The 20,115-nt window shown below is 69.2% G+C and carries 11 protein-coding genes and 3 pseudogenes; 11 read left to right on the forward strand and 3 right to left on the reverse strand.

What is annotated here, in order from left to right:
- Positions 1-16 precede the first annotated feature (16 nt).
- Positions 17-1,150, forward strand: a complete 1,134-nt coding sequence (locus tag ACX5I6_RS03345) for an FAD-dependent oxidoreductase (protein ID WP_461839464.1) — start codon at positions 17-19, stop codon at positions 1,148-1,150.
- 47 nt (positions 1,151-1,197) lie between these two features.
- Here ACX5I6_RS03345 and ACX5I6_RS03350 read toward each other — a convergent pair whose 3' ends face one another.
- The 3 genes from ACX5I6_RS03350 to ACX5I6_RS03360 all read right to left on the reverse strand — a co-directional run bounded on the left by ACX5I6_RS03350 (position 1,198) and on the right by ACX5I6_RS03360 (position 6,557).
- Positions 1,198-2,661: an MFS transporter gene (locus ACX5I6_RS03350; RefSeq protein ID WP_461839465.1), complete on the reverse strand. Its 1,464-nt coding sequence runs from the start codon at positions 2,659-2,661 to the stop codon at positions 1,198-1,200.
- A 68-nt stretch (positions 2,662-2,729) separates the two neighbouring features.
- Entirely contained in the window at positions 2,730-5,360 is a 2,631-nt protein-coding gene (locus tag ACX5I6_RS03355; RefSeq protein ID WP_461839466.1) for a trehalase-like domain-containing protein, read from the reverse strand.
- Positions 5,361-5,561: 201 nt separating this feature from the next.
- The gene (locus tag ACX5I6_RS03360) at positions 5,562-6,557 is read right to left on the reverse strand and encodes an LLM class flavin-dependent oxidoreductase (RefSeq protein WP_285247982.1); all 996 of its coding nucleotides are present in this window, start codon (positions 6,555-6,557) and stop codon (positions 5,562-5,564) included.
- Between the two features lie 141 nt (positions 6,558-6,698).
- On the opposite strand from ACX5I6_RS03360, the gene ACX5I6_RS03365 reads away from it, so the two are divergent.
- The 10 genes and pseudogenes from ACX5I6_RS03365 to ACX5I6_RS03410 all read left to right on the forward strand — a co-directional run.
- Positions 6,699-7,571, forward strand: coding sequence for an aldo/keto reductase (locus tag ACX5I6_RS03365; RefSeq protein ID WP_285247983.1), 873 nt, complete (start codon positions 6,699-6,701; stop codon positions 7,569-7,571).
- Between the two features lie 24 nt (positions 7,572-7,595).
- The gene (locus tag ACX5I6_RS03370; RefSeq protein ID WP_285247984.1) at positions 7,596-8,294 is read left to right on the forward strand and encodes a type 1 glutamine amidotransferase domain-containing protein; all 699 of its coding nucleotides are present in this window, start codon (positions 7,596-7,598) and stop codon (positions 8,292-8,294) included.
- Positions 8,295-8,560: 266 nt separating this feature from the next.
- Positions 8,561-9,538, forward strand: coding sequence for an ABC transporter substrate-binding protein (locus ACX5I6_RS03375; protein ID WP_461839467.1), 978 nt, complete (start codon positions 8,561-8,563; stop codon positions 9,536-9,538).
- A 126-nt stretch (positions 9,539-9,664) separates the two neighbouring features.
- Entirely contained in the window at positions 9,665-10,291 is a 627-nt protein-coding gene (locus ACX5I6_RS03380) for a TetR/AcrR family transcriptional regulator (protein WP_461839468.1), read from the forward strand.
- Positions 10,292-10,391: 100 nt separating this feature from the next.
- Complete coding sequence (locus tag ACX5I6_RS03385) at positions 10,392-11,930, forward strand: aldehyde dehydrogenase family protein (protein ID WP_461839469.1); 1,539 nt, start codon at positions 10,392-10,394, stop codon at positions 11,928-11,930.
- Positions 11,931-13,585, forward strand: a pseudogene (locus ACX5I6_RS03390) (GMC family oxidoreductase). It begins immediately after the preceding gene.
- A gap of 145 nt (positions 13,586-13,730) precedes the next feature.
- A complete protein-coding gene (locus ACX5I6_RS03395; RefSeq protein WP_285248036.1) occupies positions 13,731-15,305 on the forward strand; it encodes an APC family permease in 1,575 nt (524 codons plus the stop codon).
- A gap of 149 nt (positions 15,306-15,454) precedes the next feature.
- Positions 15,455-16,012, forward strand: coding sequence for a hypothetical protein (locus tag ACX5I6_RS03400; protein WP_285247989.1), 558 nt, complete (start codon positions 15,455-15,457; stop codon positions 16,010-16,012).
- Positions 16,009-18,857: pseudogene (locus ACX5I6_RS03405) on the forward strand (ATP-binding cassette domain-containing protein). The gene ACX5I6_RS03400 and the pseudogene ACX5I6_RS03405 overlap by 4 nt, the downstream one beginning before the upstream one ends.
- Before the next feature lie 363 nt (positions 18,858-19,220).
- Positions 19,221-19,730 (forward strand): annotated as a pseudogene (locus tag ACX5I6_RS03410) (ATP-binding cassette domain-containing protein); the annotation flags it as partial.
- Positions 19,731-20,115: the final 385 nt, after the last annotated feature.

The raw sequence follows: 20,115 nt of genomic DNA on the forward strand, positions 1-20,115 counted from the left end.
CCAGCTTGGAGGGCTGATGAATACCAATCTTGACACCGTGGTGATCGGCGGCGGCGCCATGGGCTCCGCCGCCGCCTGGGCGCTGTCCCGCCGCGGCCGCCAGGTGACACTCGTGGAGCAGTTTGGGGCCGGGCACAAGATAGGTGCCTCGCACGGCGCTACCCGCAACCTGAATCCGGGCTACCACCAGCCGGACTACGTGGCCATGCTTGCCGAGGGCTTGTCGCTGTGGGAAGAGCTGGAGCAGGAGAGCGGCGTCCAGTTGCTGGCGCGCACGGGCATCGTCAACCACGGGCCCGGCTTCGACCCGGAGCAGGTGGCAGCGGCGCTGGCTTCGGCCGGGATCCGCGCCGAGTTCCTGGCGCCGGCGGAAGCCGGTGAGCGGTGGCGCGGCATCCGCTTCGACCGGCAGGTCCTGCACATGCCCGACGGCGGCCAGCTCAATCCCGAGGCCGCGCTTCCGGTGTTCCAGCAGCTGGCGGCAGCCCGGGGCGCCGAGATCCGGCACCACACCAAGGTGGTGGACTTCAAAGTGTTCGACGACGGCGTGCGGCTGACGCTCGAATCCGCCGGAGTCACCGAGGTGGTCACCGCAGCCCAGGCCGTGGTGACGGCGGGCGGCTGGACGGAGAAGCTGCTGGCCACCGCAGCCGGGAACGATGCGGCCGGCATGCGCATCCCGGAATTGCGGGTCACGCAGGAGCAGCCGGCGCATTTCCGGGTGGCAGACGCCGGTGCCGTGTGGCCCGGGTTCAACCACTACCCAGGCCCCGACTACCAGGGCTGGTACTCCCCTGTGTACGGCATGCAGACCCCCGGTGAAGGCATCAAGGCCGGCTGGCACGGTGTTGGGCCCGTGGTGGATCCGGACCACCGGGATTTCCTGCCGGAGCCGGCCCAGCTCGCCGCCCTGCAGGCGTACGCGCGGGACTGGCTGCCCGGCGTCGACCCCGAGCAGTTCGAGGCCATCAGCTGCACCTACACCACCACCCCGGATGAGGACTTCGTCCTGGACCGGTTGGGCCCGGTGGTCATTGGCGCGGGGTTCTCCGGCCACGGGTTCAAGTTCACGCCCGTGATCGGCCGGATCCTGGCGGACCTTGCCACCGGGACGCGGGACGCACCGGCCATCTTCCGGGCATCCCGCTAGCCGCGGCTTTCACCTGGCCGCGGCATCCCGCAAGCTGCGGCTTTACGCTAGGTGGCGCTGCCCTCGGCGCTGCTGGGGACCGGCTGCCCGTCGGCATTTCCGGCGTCATCGGCCTTCACCGCCGGCATGGCCAGTACCGCTGCCACAGTGAGCAGCCCGGCCGCCAGCGCCGCCAGGAACACGGCCCCGGACGCGGCCACCACCGTGGCGGGGTCGGTATCGCCGCCGCTGCTGCCGCCGTAGATGGCGTTGGCCACGGCACCGAAGACGGCCACGCCCAGGGCGCTGCCGATGGACCGGGCAAACATATTGGTGCTGGTCACCACGCCGCGTTCGTGCCACGGCACGCTGGACTGGGCGGCGATGAGCGTGGGCGTGGCCAGCAGGCCCAGGCCCAGCCCGACGACGAAGCAGCTGATGGCGATCAGCGCCACGTTGGGCGAGGAGGCAGTCAGCGACAGGATCAGCAGGCCCGCCACGGAAATGGCGATGCCGATCAGGGCCGTGGACTTGAAGCCGCTCCGCAGGTAGAACTTGCCCGCCTGCGAAGCACTGAGGGGCCAGCCGAGGGTCAGCGCGGCGAGCGCCAGGCCGGCCACCAGCGGCGAGGAGGACAGCGCACCCTCAAGGTAGGTGGGGACGTAGGAGGTCAGGCCGATCATGACGGACCCGACCCCGAAGGACACCAGGGTGGTGGTGGCCAGCAGGCGCCGCGACACCACCCAGGAAGGCAGGATGGGCTCCGCCGCACGCCGCTCCACCAGGAGGAACGCGACCAGCAGCACGCCGCCCACCGCGAACACGCCAATGCTGATGGGCGAGTTCCACGCCCACGCCTGGCCGCCTTGGAGGGCGCCGAGGATCAGCAGGCCCAGGGATCCCGCCAGCAGCACTGCACCGGCAAAATCCACCTTGTGCTTGGCCCGTTCCACGTCCTCGTGCAGGGTGCGGACCAGCATCCAGCCGGCCAGCAGGCAAAGCGGCACGTTGACCAGGAAGATGCCTCGCCAGATACCCAGTGCCGAGAAGATGCCGCCCAGGCTGGGACCCACCACCGAGGAAACCGCCCACACGCTGGCCAGGTAGCCCTGGACCTTGGCGCGCTCCTGGAGGGTGTAAATGTCGCCGGCGATGGTCACGGACACCGGCAGCACCGCCCCGGCACCGAGTCCCTGCAGGGCCCGGAAGGCAATCAGGGAGGGCATGCTCCATGCCAGGCCGCAGAGCACCGAGCCAAGCAGGAATAAGCCAATGCCGGTGAGGATGATGGGCTTGCGGCCGGTCATGTCGGACAGCTTGCCGTAGATGGGCACCGAGACCGCCTGGGCCAGCAGGTAGGCGGAGAAAAGCCAGGGGAAGGAGGAGAACCCGCCCACATCGCGGACGATCGACGGTACGGCGGTGGCGACGATGGTGGAGTCGATGGCCACCAGCCCGGTGGACAGCATCAAAGCGATGAGGATCGGGCCCCGTTCGGAACGGAACCCCACTCCCTGGGCGCGGGCAGTCATTATGAGTCTCGTTTCAGTCTTTTCGGGTCCCTGCTACCTCCACTCTAGGTACCCGAGACGGAAGCGGACTACCGCCTGCCCTGGTGTGCGTCCAAGAGCCGGGCGCAGCGGATGAAACCCAGGTGCGAGTACGCCTGCGGGTGGTTGCCGAGGTGGGTTTCGGTGCCGGGATCGTATTCCTCCGGGAGCAGCCCGGTGGGGCCGAAGAGGTTCACCAGCTGGTCGAACAGTTCCCAGGCCTCGTCGATGCGGCCCACGGCCACGTAGGCCTCGATCAGCCACGTGGTGCAGATGTGGAACCCGCCCTCCAGGCCCGGCAGGCCGTCGTCGTACCGGTAACGGAACACGGTGGGGCCCACGCGGAGTTCGCGTTCGACGGCGGTGACGGTGTCCAGGAAGCGCTGGTCCGTGACGTCCAGCAGGCCCGAGAGCCCGATGTGCAGGACGGCGGCGTCGAGGTCCGGGCTGTCGTAGGCCACGGTGTAGGACTTGGCCGATTCGTCCCAGCCCTCGCGCAGGACCTCGTCGCGGATGGTTGCCGCCGTCGGCGCCCATGCCGGATCAGGCCGGCGGCCGTGGCGGGCCGCTGTCCGCAGTGCCCGGTCCAGGGTGACCCAGCACATCACCTTCGAGTAGACGTGGTGGCGGGCTGCGCGCCGGGCCTCCCAGATCCCGTGGTCGGGTTCGTGCCAGCGGGCCAGGACGGCCGATGCCATCTGCACCATCAGCTCCCAGTGGGCGTCGTCCAGCGAACCCTCCCGCCCGCTCAGCGCGTGGATCAGTTCGGCGACCGGCCCGAAAACGTCCAGCTGGACCTGGTGGTCCGCCGCGTTGCCGATCCGCACCGGGCGGGATCCCGCGTACCCCGGCAGGCTGTCGACGACGGCTTCCGTGGAGAGCGGTGCGCCCGTCACCGAGTACAGGGGGTGCAGCCATTCGGGGCCGGGTGCATGTTCGAGGATGCGGGCCAGCCAGTCCAGGAAGCCCGCGGCCTCGGCGGTGGAGCCCAGGTCCACGAGCGCGTTGACCGTCATGGAGCCGTCGCGCAGCCAGCAGTAGCGGTAGTCCCAGTTCCGTGTTCCGCCGATGCCCTCGGGCAGGGACGTGGTGGGTGCGGCGAGGACGGCGCCCGTGGGCTCGTGGACCAGGGCGCGGAGCACCAGGGCTGAGCGCCGCACCAGCGAGGGTTTGACGGAGGGCAGGGCGAGGTCCTGCACCCACTGGCGCGATTGCAGGGCCACCCCTGCCCGGCGCTCCGTCTCGCCGTCGGGATCCGCGGGCTGCGGGTCCGTATCGCCGCAGCGCAGGTTCAACACCACGGGGCCGTCCTGCAGGTTCACCGACGCCGTGGCCGTGGCATGGATGCCGTCCGAGACGATGCTGAAGGTCACCCCCGGCGCGAACAGGATGATGGGCTCCGAGGTCCCCACCACATGCAGTTCCTCGCCGCGCGATTCCATGCTGAACGGGGCGTTGGCGTAGTCCGGCCGGGGCGCGAAGGTGATCCTCGCGGCGCCGTGGCCGGAGAGCACCCGCACCAGGCTGGTGATGCCGTCCGGGGCCGGCTCCAGGTAGTCCGTCACGGTCACGTCCGCCCACCGGGTTTCGACGATCATGGTGCTGTCCACATAACGCTGGCCCAGCACCTGGGAGGCTTTGACCGGTTCCACGGAAAAGTGGCCGGCGGCGTCGCCGCCCAGGATATGGGCGAACAGGGATCCGGAGTCCGGCAGCGGGTGGCTCATCCAGCAGATCTTCGCGTCCGGGGTCAGCAGCGCGGTGGAGGAGCCGTTGCCGATCATCGAGTGCCGTTCCAGGCCGACGGCGTCCTCCCCGAACAGCCAGGCCCGGCGCAGTTCGAAGAGGAGGGCCAGGACGCGGGCGAAGGCTTCGGGGTCGCGGACGCGGTGTGCGGCGGCGGTCTCCCCGGGCCCGACCCGCAGCCCCAGGTCCGGGCCGCGGAGGGTGGCGATGGCCAGTTCGTCGCTGTAGGCGTCACCGGCGAACATGGCGGCGCTGGCGCCGAGCCGGGAGCGGAGGCTTTCCAGTGCCTCCGCCTTGGACGGTTCCACCACGGAGAGGTCCAGCACGGAGCCGTCCACGATGAAGAACAGACCATGGAGGCGGGCGATTTCCCGGGCGGTTTCCGTGACCGATTCCACCACCTCCGGCGGCGCGGGCCGGGTGTGGACGGAAACGGCCACGGGCTTGCGTTCGATCCAGATGCCCTCCTGGAAGCCCACGGCCTCGTTGAGCGCGGCGTTGACCTTGAGCAGGACGGATTCGGTGGCCAGGCTCTGGGCATGCGCGAAGCCCATGTCCGACTCCGCACCGTGCGACCCGATCAGGTGGACCTCCACGGGCAGCCGCGACACTGCCGCCAGGTCGCGCAGGGACCGGCCGGAAATGATCGCTGCATGCGTGTTCGGCAGGGCCGCCAGGGCGCGGAGGGCGATGGCCGCGTTGCCCAGGGGCAGGATCTCCGTGGAGATGCCCTCGGCCTCGCAGAGGGTCCCGCCGTAGTTGCAGGCCACCAGCAGGGATGGAACGCGGGCAAGAACCTTGAGTTCGGCCAGCAGCGCGGGGGTGAGCCCGTTGTCCGCGGCATCGGACTGGATGAAGGCGCGGAGCATGTCCAGCGGGAGCGAGCGGGTGAGCAGCGCGGATTCCGCCACGCTTTGGTTCAACGGCGTAGGCATCCAGGTACCCCTTCGAGGCAGAACCAGGCCGGGAACTCAGCCGCTGGATCGCCTGCGGACTACCGGTTGGTGCCCCGCCCGGAAATCCCAGCAATCCCTGACGGGGCAGTACCCATCTTCAGCCGCGGGAGTTTCCCCCGGGAGTCGCTTTTATTGCGTCCGTGTAAAAGCAGCCGGACAGGGCCGCGGGCGGCGAAACCCTCAGGCGCCCACCCGGGCCAGGCCGGCGGCCTCGGCCAGCAGCTCGACGGACCGCAGTCGCGCCTCGGTGCCGGTGCTCTGGTGCGCCACGATGAGTTCGTCGGCGTCGGCGTGCTTGCCGAAATCGGCCAGGTAGTCCACCACGGCGTCCGGGGTCCCCACGGCGGAGTAGCGCATCATCTGGGCCACATGCTGTCCTTGCGGGGAGTCCAGGACCATGTCCGCCTCGTCGTCGGTGAACTCCCGGCCGCCGCCGAAGAACAGCGAGACGCGGGCGCGCTTGGTGGCCTGGAACATGGACTGGGCCTCGGCGGCGGAGTCGGCGGCGATCACGTTGACGCCGGCGATCACGTGCGGCGCGTCCAGCTGCGCGGAGGGCTTGAACTCGCGGCGGTATATGGCCACGGCGTCCTGCAGGGCGGCGGGGGCAAAGTGCGAGGCGAACGCGTACGGGAGGCCCAGCTGCGCGGCCAGGCGGGCGCCGAACAGGGACGAGCCCAGGATATACAGCGGCACGTTGGTGCCCTTGCCCGGGGTGGCCTCAACGCCCTGGATGCGGGTGGGGCCGGTCAGGTAGCCCTGCAGTTCCAGGACGTCCTGCGGGAAGCTGTCTGCGGACATGGGGTCCCGGCGCAGGGCGCGCATGGTGTTCTGGTCACTGCCCGGTGCCCGTCCCAGGCCCAGGTCGATCCGGCCGGGGTGCAGGGTTTCGAGGGTTCCGAACTGCTCCGCGATGGTGAGCGGCGAGTGGTTGGGCAGCATGATGCCGCCGGCGCCCAGCCGGATGCTTTCGGTGTGGGCGGCCACATGCGCGATCAGCACGCTGGTGGCGGAGGAGGCGATGGAGGACATGTTGTGGTGCTCCGCGTACCAGACCCGCCGGTATCCGAGTTTCTCCGCGCTCTGCGCCATGGCCACGCTGCCCGCGAAGCTCTCCGCCGCCGTCTGGCCTTTGCCGATGGTTGCCAGGTCAAGGATGGAGAGGGGGAGAGTCACGTCAGGTGCCGGCCTTTCAAAAAAAGTTTCGTAGGGCGTGCCCCCGGATGGCGGCGGGCACTTGATGCATAACGACGGCGGGCCCCGGCTTATTTCTGTGAGTTGCGGAATACTCAGCACGCTGATGATGTTGCCGCCCCTATGAGCCAAGATTCAACGAAGCAGCTGGAACTGTCCGCAACGATCGACCTCAAGGACCTGGGAACCGTGCACCGGCTTGGGTTTGGTGCCATGCGCATCGTCGGCGACGGGGTGTGGGGTGAGCCCGCAGACCGCGCCGCCGCCGTGGCCGTGGTGCGCCGCGCCGTCGAGCTCGGTGTGGATTTCATCGACACCGCCGACTCCTACGGCCCCAACGTCAGCGAGGAAATCATCGCGGAGGCCCTGCACCCGTACAAGGAGGGCTTGAAGGTCGCCACCAAGGTGGGCTTCACCCGCACCGGGCCCAACAAGTGGATCCCGGTGGGGCGTCCTGAATACCTGCGCCAGCAGACGGAACTGAGCCTGCGGAAGCTGAAGGTAGACACCCTGGACCTGCTGCAGTTGCACAGAATCGACCCCAAGGTGGACGCCGAGGAGCAGTTCGGTGTGCTGCGCGAACTCCAGGACGAGGGCAAGGTCCGCGCCTTGGGCTTGTCGCAGGTGAGCGTGGCGGAGCTGGAGGCAGCCGGAAAGCACTTCACCGTCTCCACGGTCCAGAACCGCTACAACCTGACCGACCGGTCCTCGGAGGACGTGCTGCGGTACTCGGAGGAGAACGGCATCGGATTCATCCCGTGGGCGCCCATTTCCGCGGGCGAGCTCGCCAAGCCGGGCGGACCGCTGGATGAAGCCGCCAAGCGCCTCGGCGCCACCACCTCCCAGGTGGCCCTCGCCTGGCTGCTGCGCCGCTCCCCGGTGATGATGCCCATCCCCGGCACCGGTTCCGTGGCCCACCTCGAAGAAAACCTGGCCGCCGCCGGCCTCACGCTCGACGACGAGACGTACGCCGAGCTCGAAGCCGCCGGCAAGTAGAAACCCAACGACAGGAGAAACACCATGGCAAACATCCTGATGGTCGTCTCGGCCGCCGATTCCCTCACCATGAAGGACGGCAGCGAACACCCCACCGGCTACTGGGCGGAGGAGCTGGTGGTCTCCCACCAGACCCTCACCGAGGCCGGCAACACAGTCCACATCGCCACCCCCGGCGGCAGGAAGCCCACGGTGGACCAGGTGAGCCTGGCCCCTGAATCGGCCGGCGGCGAGGACCGCGCACAGGGCTTCCGCGACTACCTGGCCAAGATCGACGGCGAGCTGGCGCACCCGCTGGTCCTCGCCGACGTCGACATCAACGGATATGACGCCGTGGTGATGCCCGGCGGCCACGGCCCCATGGCCGACCTGTTCAAGGACGCCGACCTGGGCCGCCTGCTGGTGGCAGCCAACAGGGACGGGAAAGTCATCGCGCCGTTCTGCCACGGCCCGGCCGGGCTGCTGAGTGCAACGGACGACGACGGCGGGTTCGCTTTCAAGGGCCGGCGCCTGACGGTCTTCACCAACGAGGAAGAACTCGGCGGCGGCACCGGCGAGAACACCCCGTGGCTGGTGGAGGACGCGCTCAGGGACAAGGGCGCCGTGGTGGAGAACGGGGCCGCCTGGTCCTCCAACGTGGTGCGCGACGGCAACCTCATCACCGGGCAGAACCCGCAGTCCAGCGAGGCGGTAGCCAAGGAAGTCCTGGCCGCGCTGTCCTAAGGACCCGGCGCCAACCCTGAGGCAACAAACGAGGGGACCAGTTCGCAGTGAACTGGTCCCCTTTTTGTGTGCCGCGAGCGCCTGGAAGGTGCATGCCGCGGGTGCCGGGAGCGTGCCGGAAATGTGACCGCCGCGGTCCTCCGGTTAACCGCCGTTACTCCCTGTATCTCCCGGTTTCGCGGGCTTTGATTCCCCCACCGGGGCTGCCGGATAGTTGCTGCAACGCGCACTCCCGCCGCATCTTTCGGCCCCTTCCAGGAGGAACCATGCCCATCAAAACCACGCCGTCCGCCGTCGCGGCCCTTGCCGTCTCGGCCCTGCTGGGACTGACTGCCTGCTCCGATCCGGGCGCTTCGGCGGCGACAGCACCGTCGTCGTCCACCGCCAGCGCCGGGGGCAGGACCTTCAACCTGTCCCCGGATCAGGACCGCTTTCCGGTGACCAAGGACGCCGCCGCGGCGGCCCTGGTCCCCGAGGCCATCAAGGCCGATGGCAAACTCACCGTGGTGACCACGGGCGGCGCGGCGCCGTTGAGCCTGTTCGCCACGGACAACAAGACCCTGATCGGCAGCGAGGTGGACATCGCCTACGCCGTTGGCGGCGCCTTGGGACTGGACGTCGAGGTCCTGCCCGTCGCCTGGGCGGACTGGCCGCTGGGCATCGAATCGTCCAAGTACGAGGCCGTGCTGTCCAACGTGACCGTCACCGAGGCGCGCAAGGAGAAATTCGACTTCGCCACCTACCGCAACGACCTCCTGGGCTTCTACGCCAAGAGCGACTCCGACATCGGGGAGGTCAAGGAAGCCAAGGACGTGGCGGGCAAGCGGATCATCGTGGGCTCGGGCACCAACCAGGAAGCGATCCTGGTGCGCTGGGACGAAGAAAACAAGAAGAACGGCCTGGCGCCGGTCCAGTTCCAGTATTACGACGACGATTCCGCCTCAAGCCTGGCCCTCCAGTCCGGACGTGCGGACCTGACCTTCGGACCCAACGCCGCCGCGGCGTACAAGTCGGCTCAGGACGGGAAGACCAAGCAGGTGGGCACGCTGAACGGCGGCTGGCCGCTGACGGCGCAGATCGCCTTCACCACCAAGAAGGGCAACGGCCTGGCGATTGCCGCGCAGGCCGCGCTGAACCACCTGATTGACGACGGCACCTACGCCAAGATCCTGGACCGCTGGGGCCTTTCCACCGAGGCCATCCAGAAGTCCGAACTGAACCCGGCGGGCCTGCCCAAGAAGTAGGCGGCCCGCCGACGAATGGATCCCCGCCGGGTTGTGAGCATGCCGCTTGCGCCCGGCGGGGATCCTCCTGTGCTGGCGGGTATCCGGGAAAGTGCGCTCCGCGCCACGAGGCAATAGTCTGGCCAGATGGGGACGAATGCCGTGAACTCCGGCGAACAGGTGGACAGGCAATCGCGCATCCTCGAGGCGGCGATGGACCTGCTGTCCCGGCATGGCATCGCCGGGGTGAGCATGCGGTCCGTGGCGCGCGAAGCGGGCGTGGCGCTGGGCCTGGTGAACTATTACTACGATGACAAAACCACGCTGATCCGGGCCGCCCTTCGGCGCGTGGACGAGCACGACCTCCTGCTGGTCGCGCCGGACCCGTCGCTGCCCCCGGACGAGCAACTCCGCAAGGCGCTGCGGCGGGTTGCGGCCAAGGATTTGCTGACCACCCGCTACCTGTCCCTCCGCCTGCACCTGTGGGCCCTGGCCCAGGCCGACGAGGATTACGCCCAGATCAACGCGAAGGCCTTTGACCGCTACATCGACGGCGTCGCCGCGCTGGTGTCCGCCGCCCAGCCCGCACTGTCCTGGGCGGCCTGCCGGGACCGGGCCGCGGACATCGTGGTGATCCAGAACGGCATGTGGCTGACGGCGCTGCTCGGCGTCGACGCAGCCGCCATCCAGCGGAGCATCGAGCGGACGGAGCAGATCGCGTTCGCTCCCGTCCATGACGACAGCACGGGGAGCGCGGAACTCCGCCCGCACTGAAAGGCTGGCCGCGGGCACGCCGGCAGCTCCTTCAGTCACATTGAACGAGTGTTCAAGAAAAGTATTGAACACTCGTTCAAGGTGCACTACTGTCCTTCCTATGACTTACGCCACACCAGCGCGGGAAGCCGCCCAAAGCACTGCACCCGAGGCAGCAGCCACCCTGTTCATCAACGGCGCGTGGGAACCGGCCGCATCCGGCGCTGTCCGCGAAATCCGCAACCCGGCCGACGGCGAACTGGTCGCCACGGTCACCGAAGCCGGCCGGGAAGACGCCGGACGGGCCATTGCGGCGGCACGCGCCGCCTTCGATGCCGGCGTTTGGTCCTCGGTTCCCGCCCCGGAGCGCGGAACCTTCCTGTTGAAGGTGGCCGCCGGACTCCGCGAACGCCGGGAAAAATTCGCCCGCGCCGAGTCCCTGGACACCGGCAAGCGGATGGTCGAAAGCCGGATCGACATGGACGACGTCGCCGCCTGCTTCGAGTACTTCGGCAGGCTGGCCGGGCAGCAGGCGGGCCGCATCGTCGACGCCGGGAACGCCGCCGTGGTCAGCAGGATCGCCTACGAACCCGTGGGCGTCTGCGGCCTCATCACCCCGTGGAACTACCCCCTGCTCCAGGCGGCGTGGAAGATCGCGCCCGCGCTGGCCGCCGGGTGCACCTTCGTCCTCAAACCCTCCGAGCTGACCCCGTCCACTGCCATCCTGGCCATGCAGCTGCTGCAGGACCTCGGCCTGCCGGATGGCGTCGCCAACCTCGTCACCGGGGCCGGCGCTGAGGCGGGCGCGCCGCTCTCGGAACATCCCGACGTCGACCTCGTCTCCTTCACCGGCGGCCTGGAAACGGGCAAGCGGATCGCGGCGGCGGCCGCGGGCACCGTCAAGAAAGTGGCCCTGGAGCTGGGCGGCAAGAACCCCAACGTCATTTTCGCGGACGCGGACTTTGACGCCGCCGTGGACAATGCCCTGAACGGCGCCTTCGTCCACTCCGGGCAGGTCTGCTCCGCCGGGGCGCGGCTGGTGGTGGAGGAATCCATCGCCGAACGCTTCGTGGACGAGCTGGTCCGCCGTGCCCGGGAGATCCGGCTCGGCGGCCCGTTCGACGACGACGCCGAGACCGGCCCCCTGATTTCCGCCGCCCACCGCGACAAAGTCAGCGCCTACGTCCAGCGCGGCCTCCAGGAAGGCGCACGGCTCCGGACCGGCGGCGCGGCACCTTCCGGAGGGAAGTACGACGCCGGGTTCTACTACCAGCCCACCATCCTGGACCAGGTGCAGCGCGGCATGTCCGTGGTCACCGACGAGGCATTCGGCCCCGTGGTCACGGTCGAGACGTTCCGCACCGAGGACGAGGCCGTGGCCACCGCCAACGACACCATCTACGGGCTGGCCGGCGCGGTGTGGACCCAGGACGCCGGAAAGGCGCAGCGCGTCGCCGCCCGGCTGCGGCACGGCACCATCTGGATCAACGACTACCACCCCTACCTCCCGCAGGCCGAGTGGGGCGGCTTCGGCCAGTCCGGCGTGGGCCGCGAGCTGGGCCCCACCGGCCTGGCCGAGTACCAGGAAGCCAAGCACATCTACCAGAACACCAGCCCCCAGGTCACCGGCTGGTTCGCTGACCACGGCAAGGAGAACTAGATGCACTACGACAACATTGAGGACCTCACGGACCGCGGGTTCGACTACGTCGTCATCGGCGGCGGATCTGCCGGCGCCGCCGTCGCCGCCCGGCTGAGCGAAGATCCGGACGTGACCGTGGCCCTCGTGGAGGCCGGCCCGGATGACCGCAATATCCCGGAGATCCTGCAGCTGGACCGCTGGATGGAGCTGCTGGAATCCGGCTACGACTGGGACTACCCCATCGAACCGCAGGAAAACGGCAACTCCTTCATGCGCCACGCCCGCGCCAAGGTCATGGGCGGCTGCTCCAGCCACAACTCCTGCATCGCCTTCTGGGCACCGCGCGAGGACCTGGACGAATGGGAGTCCAAGTACGGCGCCACCGGCTGGAACGCCGCCAACGCATGGCCGCTGTACCAGCGGCTGGAAACCAATGAAGACGCCGGCCCGGACGCACCCCACCATGGGGACTCCGGACCCGTGCACCTGATGAACGTGCCCCCGGCGGATCCTGCCGGCGTCGCGCTCTTGGACGCCTGTGAGCAGGCGGGCATCCCCCGCGCGAAGTTCAACACGGGCACCACCGTGGTCAACGGTGCCAACTTTTTCCAGATCAACCGGCAGGCGGACGGCACCCGCGCCTCAAGCTCGGTTTCCTACATCCACCCCATCATCGACCGGCCCAACTTCACCCTGCTGACCGGCCTGCGCGCCCGCCAGCTCGTGTTCGATGCGGACAAGCGCTGCGTCGGCGTGGACGTGGTGGACGGAGCATTCGGCCGCACGCACCGGCTTACCGCGCACCAGGAAGTCGTCGTGTCCACCGGCGCGATCGACTCCCCCAAGCTGCTCATGCTCTCCGGCATCGGCCCTGCAGCACACCTGGCCCAGCACGGCATCGAGGTGCTGGTGGACTCCCCCGGCGTGGGCGAGCACCTGCAAGACCACCCGGAAGGCGTGGTGCAGTTCGAGGCCAGGCAGCCCATGGTGCAGGCCTCCACCCAGTGGTGGGAGATCGGCATCTTCACCCCCACCGAGGACGGCCTGGACCGCCCGGACCTGATGATGCACTACGGCTCGGTCCCGTTCGACATGAACACGCTGCGGCACGGCTACCCCACCACGGAGAACGGCTTCAGCCTGACCCCCAACGTCACCCACGCACGCTCCCGGGGCACCGTCCGGCTGCGCAGCCGCGACTTCCGCGACAAGCCCATGGTGGACCCGCGCTACTTCACCGATCCGGAGGGCCACGACATGCGCGTCATGGTGGCCGGCATCCGCAAGGCCCGCGAAATCGCCGCCCAGCCTGCCATGGCGGAGTGGACGGGCCGCGAACTCTCCCCCGGTATCGAGGCGCAGACCGATGAGGAGCTGCGGGACTACATCCGCAAGACCCACAACACCGTGTACCACCCGGTGGGCACCGTCCGCATGGGCGCAGCCGACGACGACATGTCCCCGCTGGACCCCAGCTGCGGGTCAAGGGCGTCACCGGCCTCCGCGTCGCCGATGCGTCCGTCATGCCCGAACACGTCACCGTCAACCCCAACATCACCGTGATGATGATCGGCGAGCGCTGCGCCGATCTGATCCGGGCCGACCAAAGGGTCGCGGACCGCACGGTCGGAGATGCCAAGGAAGAGAAGGAGCTCACCACGTCCCTCGCCTGAGCGGCAGGACCTGAGGGGGCCGCCTTCCCAACGGCGGCGGCCCCCGCCAACGTCATTCCGCCGCACCCCAGGGCGGCCGGTCCCATCGTGCTTTCTGATCCAGGAGTCCATAGTGGAACCCAGCAAGAGTATTGATTCAAGCGGCATGGACGAATTCGGCTACACCCAGACCCTTGACCGGAGCATCGGCAAATTTGCCAGCTTCGCCGCAGGTGTCAGCTACATCTCCATCCTTACCGGTGTTTTCCAACTGTTCTATTTCGGTTTTTCCATGGCCGGCCCGGCGTACGCCTGGTCCTGGCCCATCGTGTTCGTCGGCCAGCTGATGGTGGCCCTGTGCTTTGCAGAACTGGCGGGCCGCTACCCGGTGGCCGGTTCCGTGTACAACTGGGCCAAGCGGCTCGCGTCGGGGACCTCGTCCTGGCTGGCCGGGTGGCTGCTGCTGCTCTCTTCCATCATGGCCTTGGGCTCGGTGGCCCTGGCCCTGCAGATCACCCTGCCGCAGCTCTGGTCCGGCTTCCAGTTCGTCGGTGACGGCACGGGCCCCTACGACTTCGCCATGAACGGCGTGGTGCTGGCCACCATCATGATCACCATCTCCACCCTCATCAACGCGTTCGGCGTGAAGCTGATGACCCGGATCAACAGCATCGGCGTGTTCGTGGAGCTCATCGCGGCCGTGCTGCTGATCCTTGCCCTGGGCTGGCATGTGGTGCGCGGCCCTGAGGTTTTCTTCCAGACCAACGGCTTCGGCGAGGGCAAGGACCTGGGTTTCTTCGGCGTGTTCCTGATCGGCGCCATGGCCTCCGGCTACGTCATGTACGGCTTCGACACCGCCAGCTCCCTTGGCGAGGAAACCAAGGACCCCAAGAAGACCGCTCCCAAGGCCATCCTGCGCGCCGTCACGGCATCGTTCCTGCTGGGCGGGGGAATCCTGCTGTTCGGCATCCTGGCCGCGCCGGACCTCACGGACCCGCAAATCGGCTCTCCCGACGGCGGCCTGCAGCACATCGTGCTCTCCGTCCTGGGCGGCCCGTTCGGCAAGGCCTTCCTGGCCTGCATCGTGGTGGCCGTGGTGGTGTGCACCCTGGCAGTGCATGCCGCCGCCATCCGGATGATGTTCGCCATGGCCCGGGACAACAACCTGCCGTTCAGCCGGCAGCTCAGCAAGGTGGATCCGGTCCGCAGGACCCCCACGGTCGCGGCGATCGTCATTGGCGTCCTGGCCGTCGTGCCCCTCCTGGTCAACGTCACGCAGCCGGCCATCTTCACCATCCTGTCCAGCATCAGCATCGTCCTGATCTACCTTTCCTACCTCCTGGTGACGGTTCCCCTGCTCCGCAAACGGTTCCTGAAGAAGTGGCCGCTGGCCGGGGATGGGTCCGAGCCCGGGTTCTCCATGGGCAAGTGGGGCCTTCCCGTGAACATCCTGGCGGTCCTGTGGGGCGGCGCCATGACGCTGAACCTGGTGTGGCCCCGCCCGGAGATCTACAACTCGGTGCCGCCGTTCGAGTGGTACCTGCAGTGGGGCGGCGTGATCTTCGTGGCCGCGGTGGTGGTTGGCGGGACCCTGCTCTACCGGCTGAAGATCCGCCACCAGACCGGCGTGCTGGCCGAACACGCCGCGGCGGTCTCCGCCCACCCGTCGTCCAACGACCCCCGCTACGACGCTCCCGAGGAAGCGGTGCCGGCCAACGCGGCCATGGCAACGGAAAGCTAGCAGCATCAAGACAGAACGGCCGACGACGGCGCCCACCCGGGTGCCGTCGTCGGCCTTTGCGCGGGGCCGGGTGCGCGCCGGGCCGAGACGTTGCGTCACACAAGGCGACAGCCTCCGGTTCCCGGCCCGGCACGCCCTACCCTTGACAGGTGACATTGACTAAGACCCGCACCGCCGCCGCGAGCTCCCTCGCCGCCGCCGGCCTCCTGCTGACCCTTGCCGCCTGCTCCACGCCGGCCGCCACCCAGTCCGCTCCCTCCGCATCCGCTTCCACCTCGGCATCGGCGAGCGCCTCTGCCTCCGCCGGGCCCTGCACCGGGGTGAAGGTAGTGGTGGATTCCGCCTCCCTGAAGCAGTCCGCCGCCGACACCTCCGCCTGCGTGCCCGCGGACGGACCCACCCTGGCATCGGACGTGCTGGGCAAGGCCAATGTGAAGATCGAGGGCACCGCCAAGTACCCCACGAGCTTCGCGTGCCGCGTCAACGGCGTGCCCGCTGCGGACTTCGACATCAAGCACAAGGGCGGCACCACCCGCGAAGCGTGCGATGACAAAAACACGGTCTCTTATTGGGCCCTCTGGGTGAAGCCCGCCGCCGGCACATGGGCCTACGCGCAGGAAGGCCTGGACACCCTCAAGCTCAGCCCCGGCGAGAGCCTTGAACTGCTCTACACCGTGGACAACGAACCGGCTGCACCCGCGTCATGACCTTCCGGCCCGCGCCGTTGCGCGCAGCAGCGGTTCTCGCTGCTGTGTTCATTGCGGCGCGGGTCCTCTACCGGGTCCTCTTTAACGGGGCGGGCATCGGGGCGCCGCTCCTGCTGGCCCTGCCGCCGCTGCGGCTTCCGGCTCCGTACGCCCACGTGGTGTTCCTGGGTCCGGTCACGGCGCCCGGTCTCTGGCAGGCAGTCCTGTCCGCGCTGCCCATCGCACTCACCATCCTGGGCTTCGGCCTGCTCAATGCGTGGGTGGATGTGTCCCGCGGCTTCGTCCGGCTGGCCCGGGGCGGCCCGCTGCAGGGCGTGGCCAGGATGCTGGTGGTGGCGTGGGCGGCGCTCCCGGCACTTGCCGACGCCGTGGGGTCCGTGCGACTGGCCTTCCGGCTGCGGGGCGAACGCTTTGGGCCGCGGGCCTTGGTGCCCGTCCTGGAGCGTACCCTCGAACATGCGGGCCGGGTTGCGGCGGCCCTGGAGCTGCGCGGCTTCGCGGGCCGGCCCGTACCGCCACCGGCCTCCGGAAGCGACGCGCCGCTGGTGGTCCGGGACGCGCTGTTCCGGGTGGGCGGGGCGCAGGTGCACGCGGCCGGGTTCGCGCCCGCCGGCGGATCCCTCACCGTGATCACCGGGCCCACGGGGTCCGGCAAGTCCACCGTCCTGCGCGGCATCGCCGGGTTGCTCTCCCACGTCGACGGCGGTGGCATCACCGGCACAGTGCAAGTGGCCGGCGTAGACCGCACTGGTGTACCGCCGCGGGACACCGCCCGCCTCATCGGCGTGGTCCTGCAGAATCCCCGCGCCGCCTTTGCCAGCACGCGGGTCCGGGACGAGATTGGCCTTGCCCTGGAACTGCGTGGCGTGGGCCGGCCGGCCGCCAAGGCCCGGGTGCTGGAGGTGGCGGAGCGGATCGGGGTTTCGCCGTTGCTGGACCGGGACCTCAGCACCCTCTCAGCAGGCGAGGCAACGCTGGTGGCCATCGCCGCCGCCGTCGTGGACCATCCCGTCCTGCTCCTGGTGGACGAGCCGCTGGCGGACCTGGATTCCAGCGCCCGGGCCCGCGTCACCGCCGTGCTCGGCAGCCTTGCGCACCACTCCGGCGTGTGTGTAATCGTGGCGGAGCACCGGGCGGAAGCGCTGGTCTCCGTCGCCGATTCCTGGTGGTCCTTTGAGAACGGCGCGCTGGTGCCGGGCACAGCCCCAACGCCCGCGCCCCCGCGTCCCCTTGTTGGTCCAGCCACGGAGCCGCCGGCCTCCGCACCCGTGCTGGCGGCCGTAAACCTGGCCGTGCACCGCGGCGGCACGCCCTTGGTGCGGGAGGCATCCGTGGCGCTGCACCCCGGCGAGATTGTGGCGCTGGTGGGCCCGAACGGTGCCGGCAAGTCCTCCCTCCTGGTGGCGCTGGCCCTCGGGGAGGGGACCAGCGATGCAAGGACGGACGACGGCGGCCGGGTGGCATTGGTGCCGGACGCCTCCGACGACCTCTTCACCAGGGACACCGTCGCCGCCGAGTTGAGGGCGGCGGAGCGGCGCCTGGCGCGCGGAAAGCAGGGTCAGGCTGCGGAGCCCGGCTTTGCGGCGTCCCGGTTGTCCGTGCTGCGGGGCACCGCCAGCATGCCCATCGGGCACGAGCATCCCCGGGACCTGTCCGCCGGCGAGCGCAGGATCCTTGCCATGACGTTGCAGACCATTGACCGGCCGCAGGTGCTCCTGATTGACGAGCCCACCCGCGGGCTGGATCCCGCGGCGCGGACGGCGGTGGCTGCGGCGTTGCGGGCGGCCGCGGATGACGGCGCCGCGGTCCTGTTCGCCACCCACGATCTGGAGTTTGCGCACCGGCTTGGCGCCCGGATCCTGCCGATGCGGGACGGGGTGGCGCCGGCCGCCGTGACAGCCGTGCCGGCCGAGTCAGTAGATGTCGCTGCTGCCGTTCCCGCGGCACTACCCGTGGCCTCGGCCCGGGCCGCCGGGCGCCGGCCTGACGTGCCTGCCGCGAAGCCGGCCCGCCGCCCCCGGATGCCGCGGGGCGCCGAGCTGGCCGTCCTGGCGGCAGCAAACCTGGTGGCCTTGGCGGCGTTCTGTTGGCCGCTGCTGACCGCGGCGCTGCCGCAGGATGCCGCTGCGGCCACCCCGTACGCGGCCCTGGCCATCGCACCCCTGGCGGCGGCCGCCGTCGTGGTGTCCTTGGACGGCTCGGTCCGCTCGGCACACACCGTGGCGCTGCTCGGCGTCCTCGCCGCGGTAGGTTCCGCGGTCCGGGTGGCGAGTACCGGCGTCGGCGGCGTGGAGGCCGTGTTCATCCTTCTGGTCCTGGCGGGCCGCGCGTTCGGTCCGCGGTTTGGCCTGCTCCTCGGCGCCGCCACCATCGCCGTCTCCAGCGTGCTGTGGGGCGGAATCGGGCCGTGGACACCGTTCCAGATGTTCGCCTGCGCCTGGGTGGGTGCGGGAGCCGGGCTGCTCCCCGCCGGGTGCGCGGCAGGGCAGAGCTGTGGATGCTTGCCGGGTACGGCGTGGTGGCGTCCTATGTGTTCGGCCTGCTGCTCAACCTGTGGTTCTGGCCCTTCGCGGTGGGCAGCGGCACCGGGATTTCCTATGTTGCGGGCGCACCGCTGGGCACCAACCTCAGCAGCTTCCTGATTTACTCACTGCTGACGTCGACGGCGGGCTGGGACACCCTGCGCGCCGTCACCACGGTCATCGGCATCGCCGTGGTGGGGCGGGCTGTTCTGGCCTCGCTCCGCCGGGTGAAGCCGGTGGCCGGCGCCGCTTCCGGCGCGGACGGCCGGGCCGCCAGTGTGCCGTCACCACACGCCCGGGACCGGCGCCAGCTCACACCGTGACGCAGGAAGGTTGCCTCCAGCCAACGAATTTGTGACACTGTTGTCCTCTGTTCCCCAGTGTTAGGCAGTGTTTTGACGGGCATTTCAGGTTTCGCGACGCAGTCCGCGCGCTGACACTTCCCTGACGCCCCAAGGGCCGGCAAGTTCAGCGCTTCACCCGCTGAAACCACCCGGAGCCCGATGCCGATCCACGGCTTACTTTCCCCTGCACTGATTTCCTGCCCCGCACCATACGCCTGCCCATTCCCCGGGCCGCCGTGGCCGCCCACCGCCACGTCCCGTCCGCCTTAGGACCCGCTCCTTTTCGGACCTGACCTTGGCGAACCGCGGCCCAGCCGCCCAACACCCTGTTTTGGGAGCACCATGCCTGCAACAAAAAATCCATCCATTGTCCTCACGGACGTGCATTTCCGGTGGCCGGACGGCTCGCCGGCTTTGTCCGGGATCTCCGGCAGCTTCGGGCCCGGGAAAACCGGGCTCGTCGGAACGAATGGCTCCGGAAAGTCCACGCTGCTGCGACTCGTGGCGGGGACCCTCACACCGACGGCCGGCAGTATCACCACGGGAGCCGCCGTCGGCTACCTTCCACAGACCCTGACGCTGCACGACGATGCCACCCTGATGGAGCTGCTCGGGATCAAGGACAAAGTCAGTGCCCTGCGGGCTATCGAATCCGGCGACGCAGCGGTGGAGCACTTCGATGTGCTGGGCGACGACTGGGACATCGAGGCCCGCGCGGAGGAGGCGCTGGAGGGGATCGGCCTTACCGGCGTGGGGCTGGACCGGCGCGTGGGCGAACTGTCCGGCGGGGAAGCCATGCTGGCCGCCATCTCCGGGCTCCGGATCCGGCGCACCCCCATCACCTTGCTGGACGAACCGACGAACAACCTGGACCGTCGGGCACGCTCGGCGCTCGGAGGGATGCTGGCTGACTGGCCGGGCAGCCTGGTGGTGGTCAGCCACGACCTGGCACTGCTGGAACTCATGGACAGCACGGCCGAACTGTACGAGGGAGGGCTCACGGTGTTCGGCGGCCCCTACAGCGAGTGGCAGGCGTACTTGGGCAGCCAGCAAGCCGCAGCCGCGCAGGCAACCCGTGCCGCTGAGCAACTGGTGAAGAAGGAAAAGCGGCAAAAGCAGGAGGCCGAATCGAAGCTCGCCCAACGGGCCCGGACGGGCCAGGCCAGCTACGACAATAAGAAGGGATCCAAGATCCTGATGAACCAGCGGGCCTCTGATGCCCAGGCCTCAGCCGGAC

It is taken from the genome of Arthrobacter sp. MMS24-T111 (genome assembly GCF_054888995.1).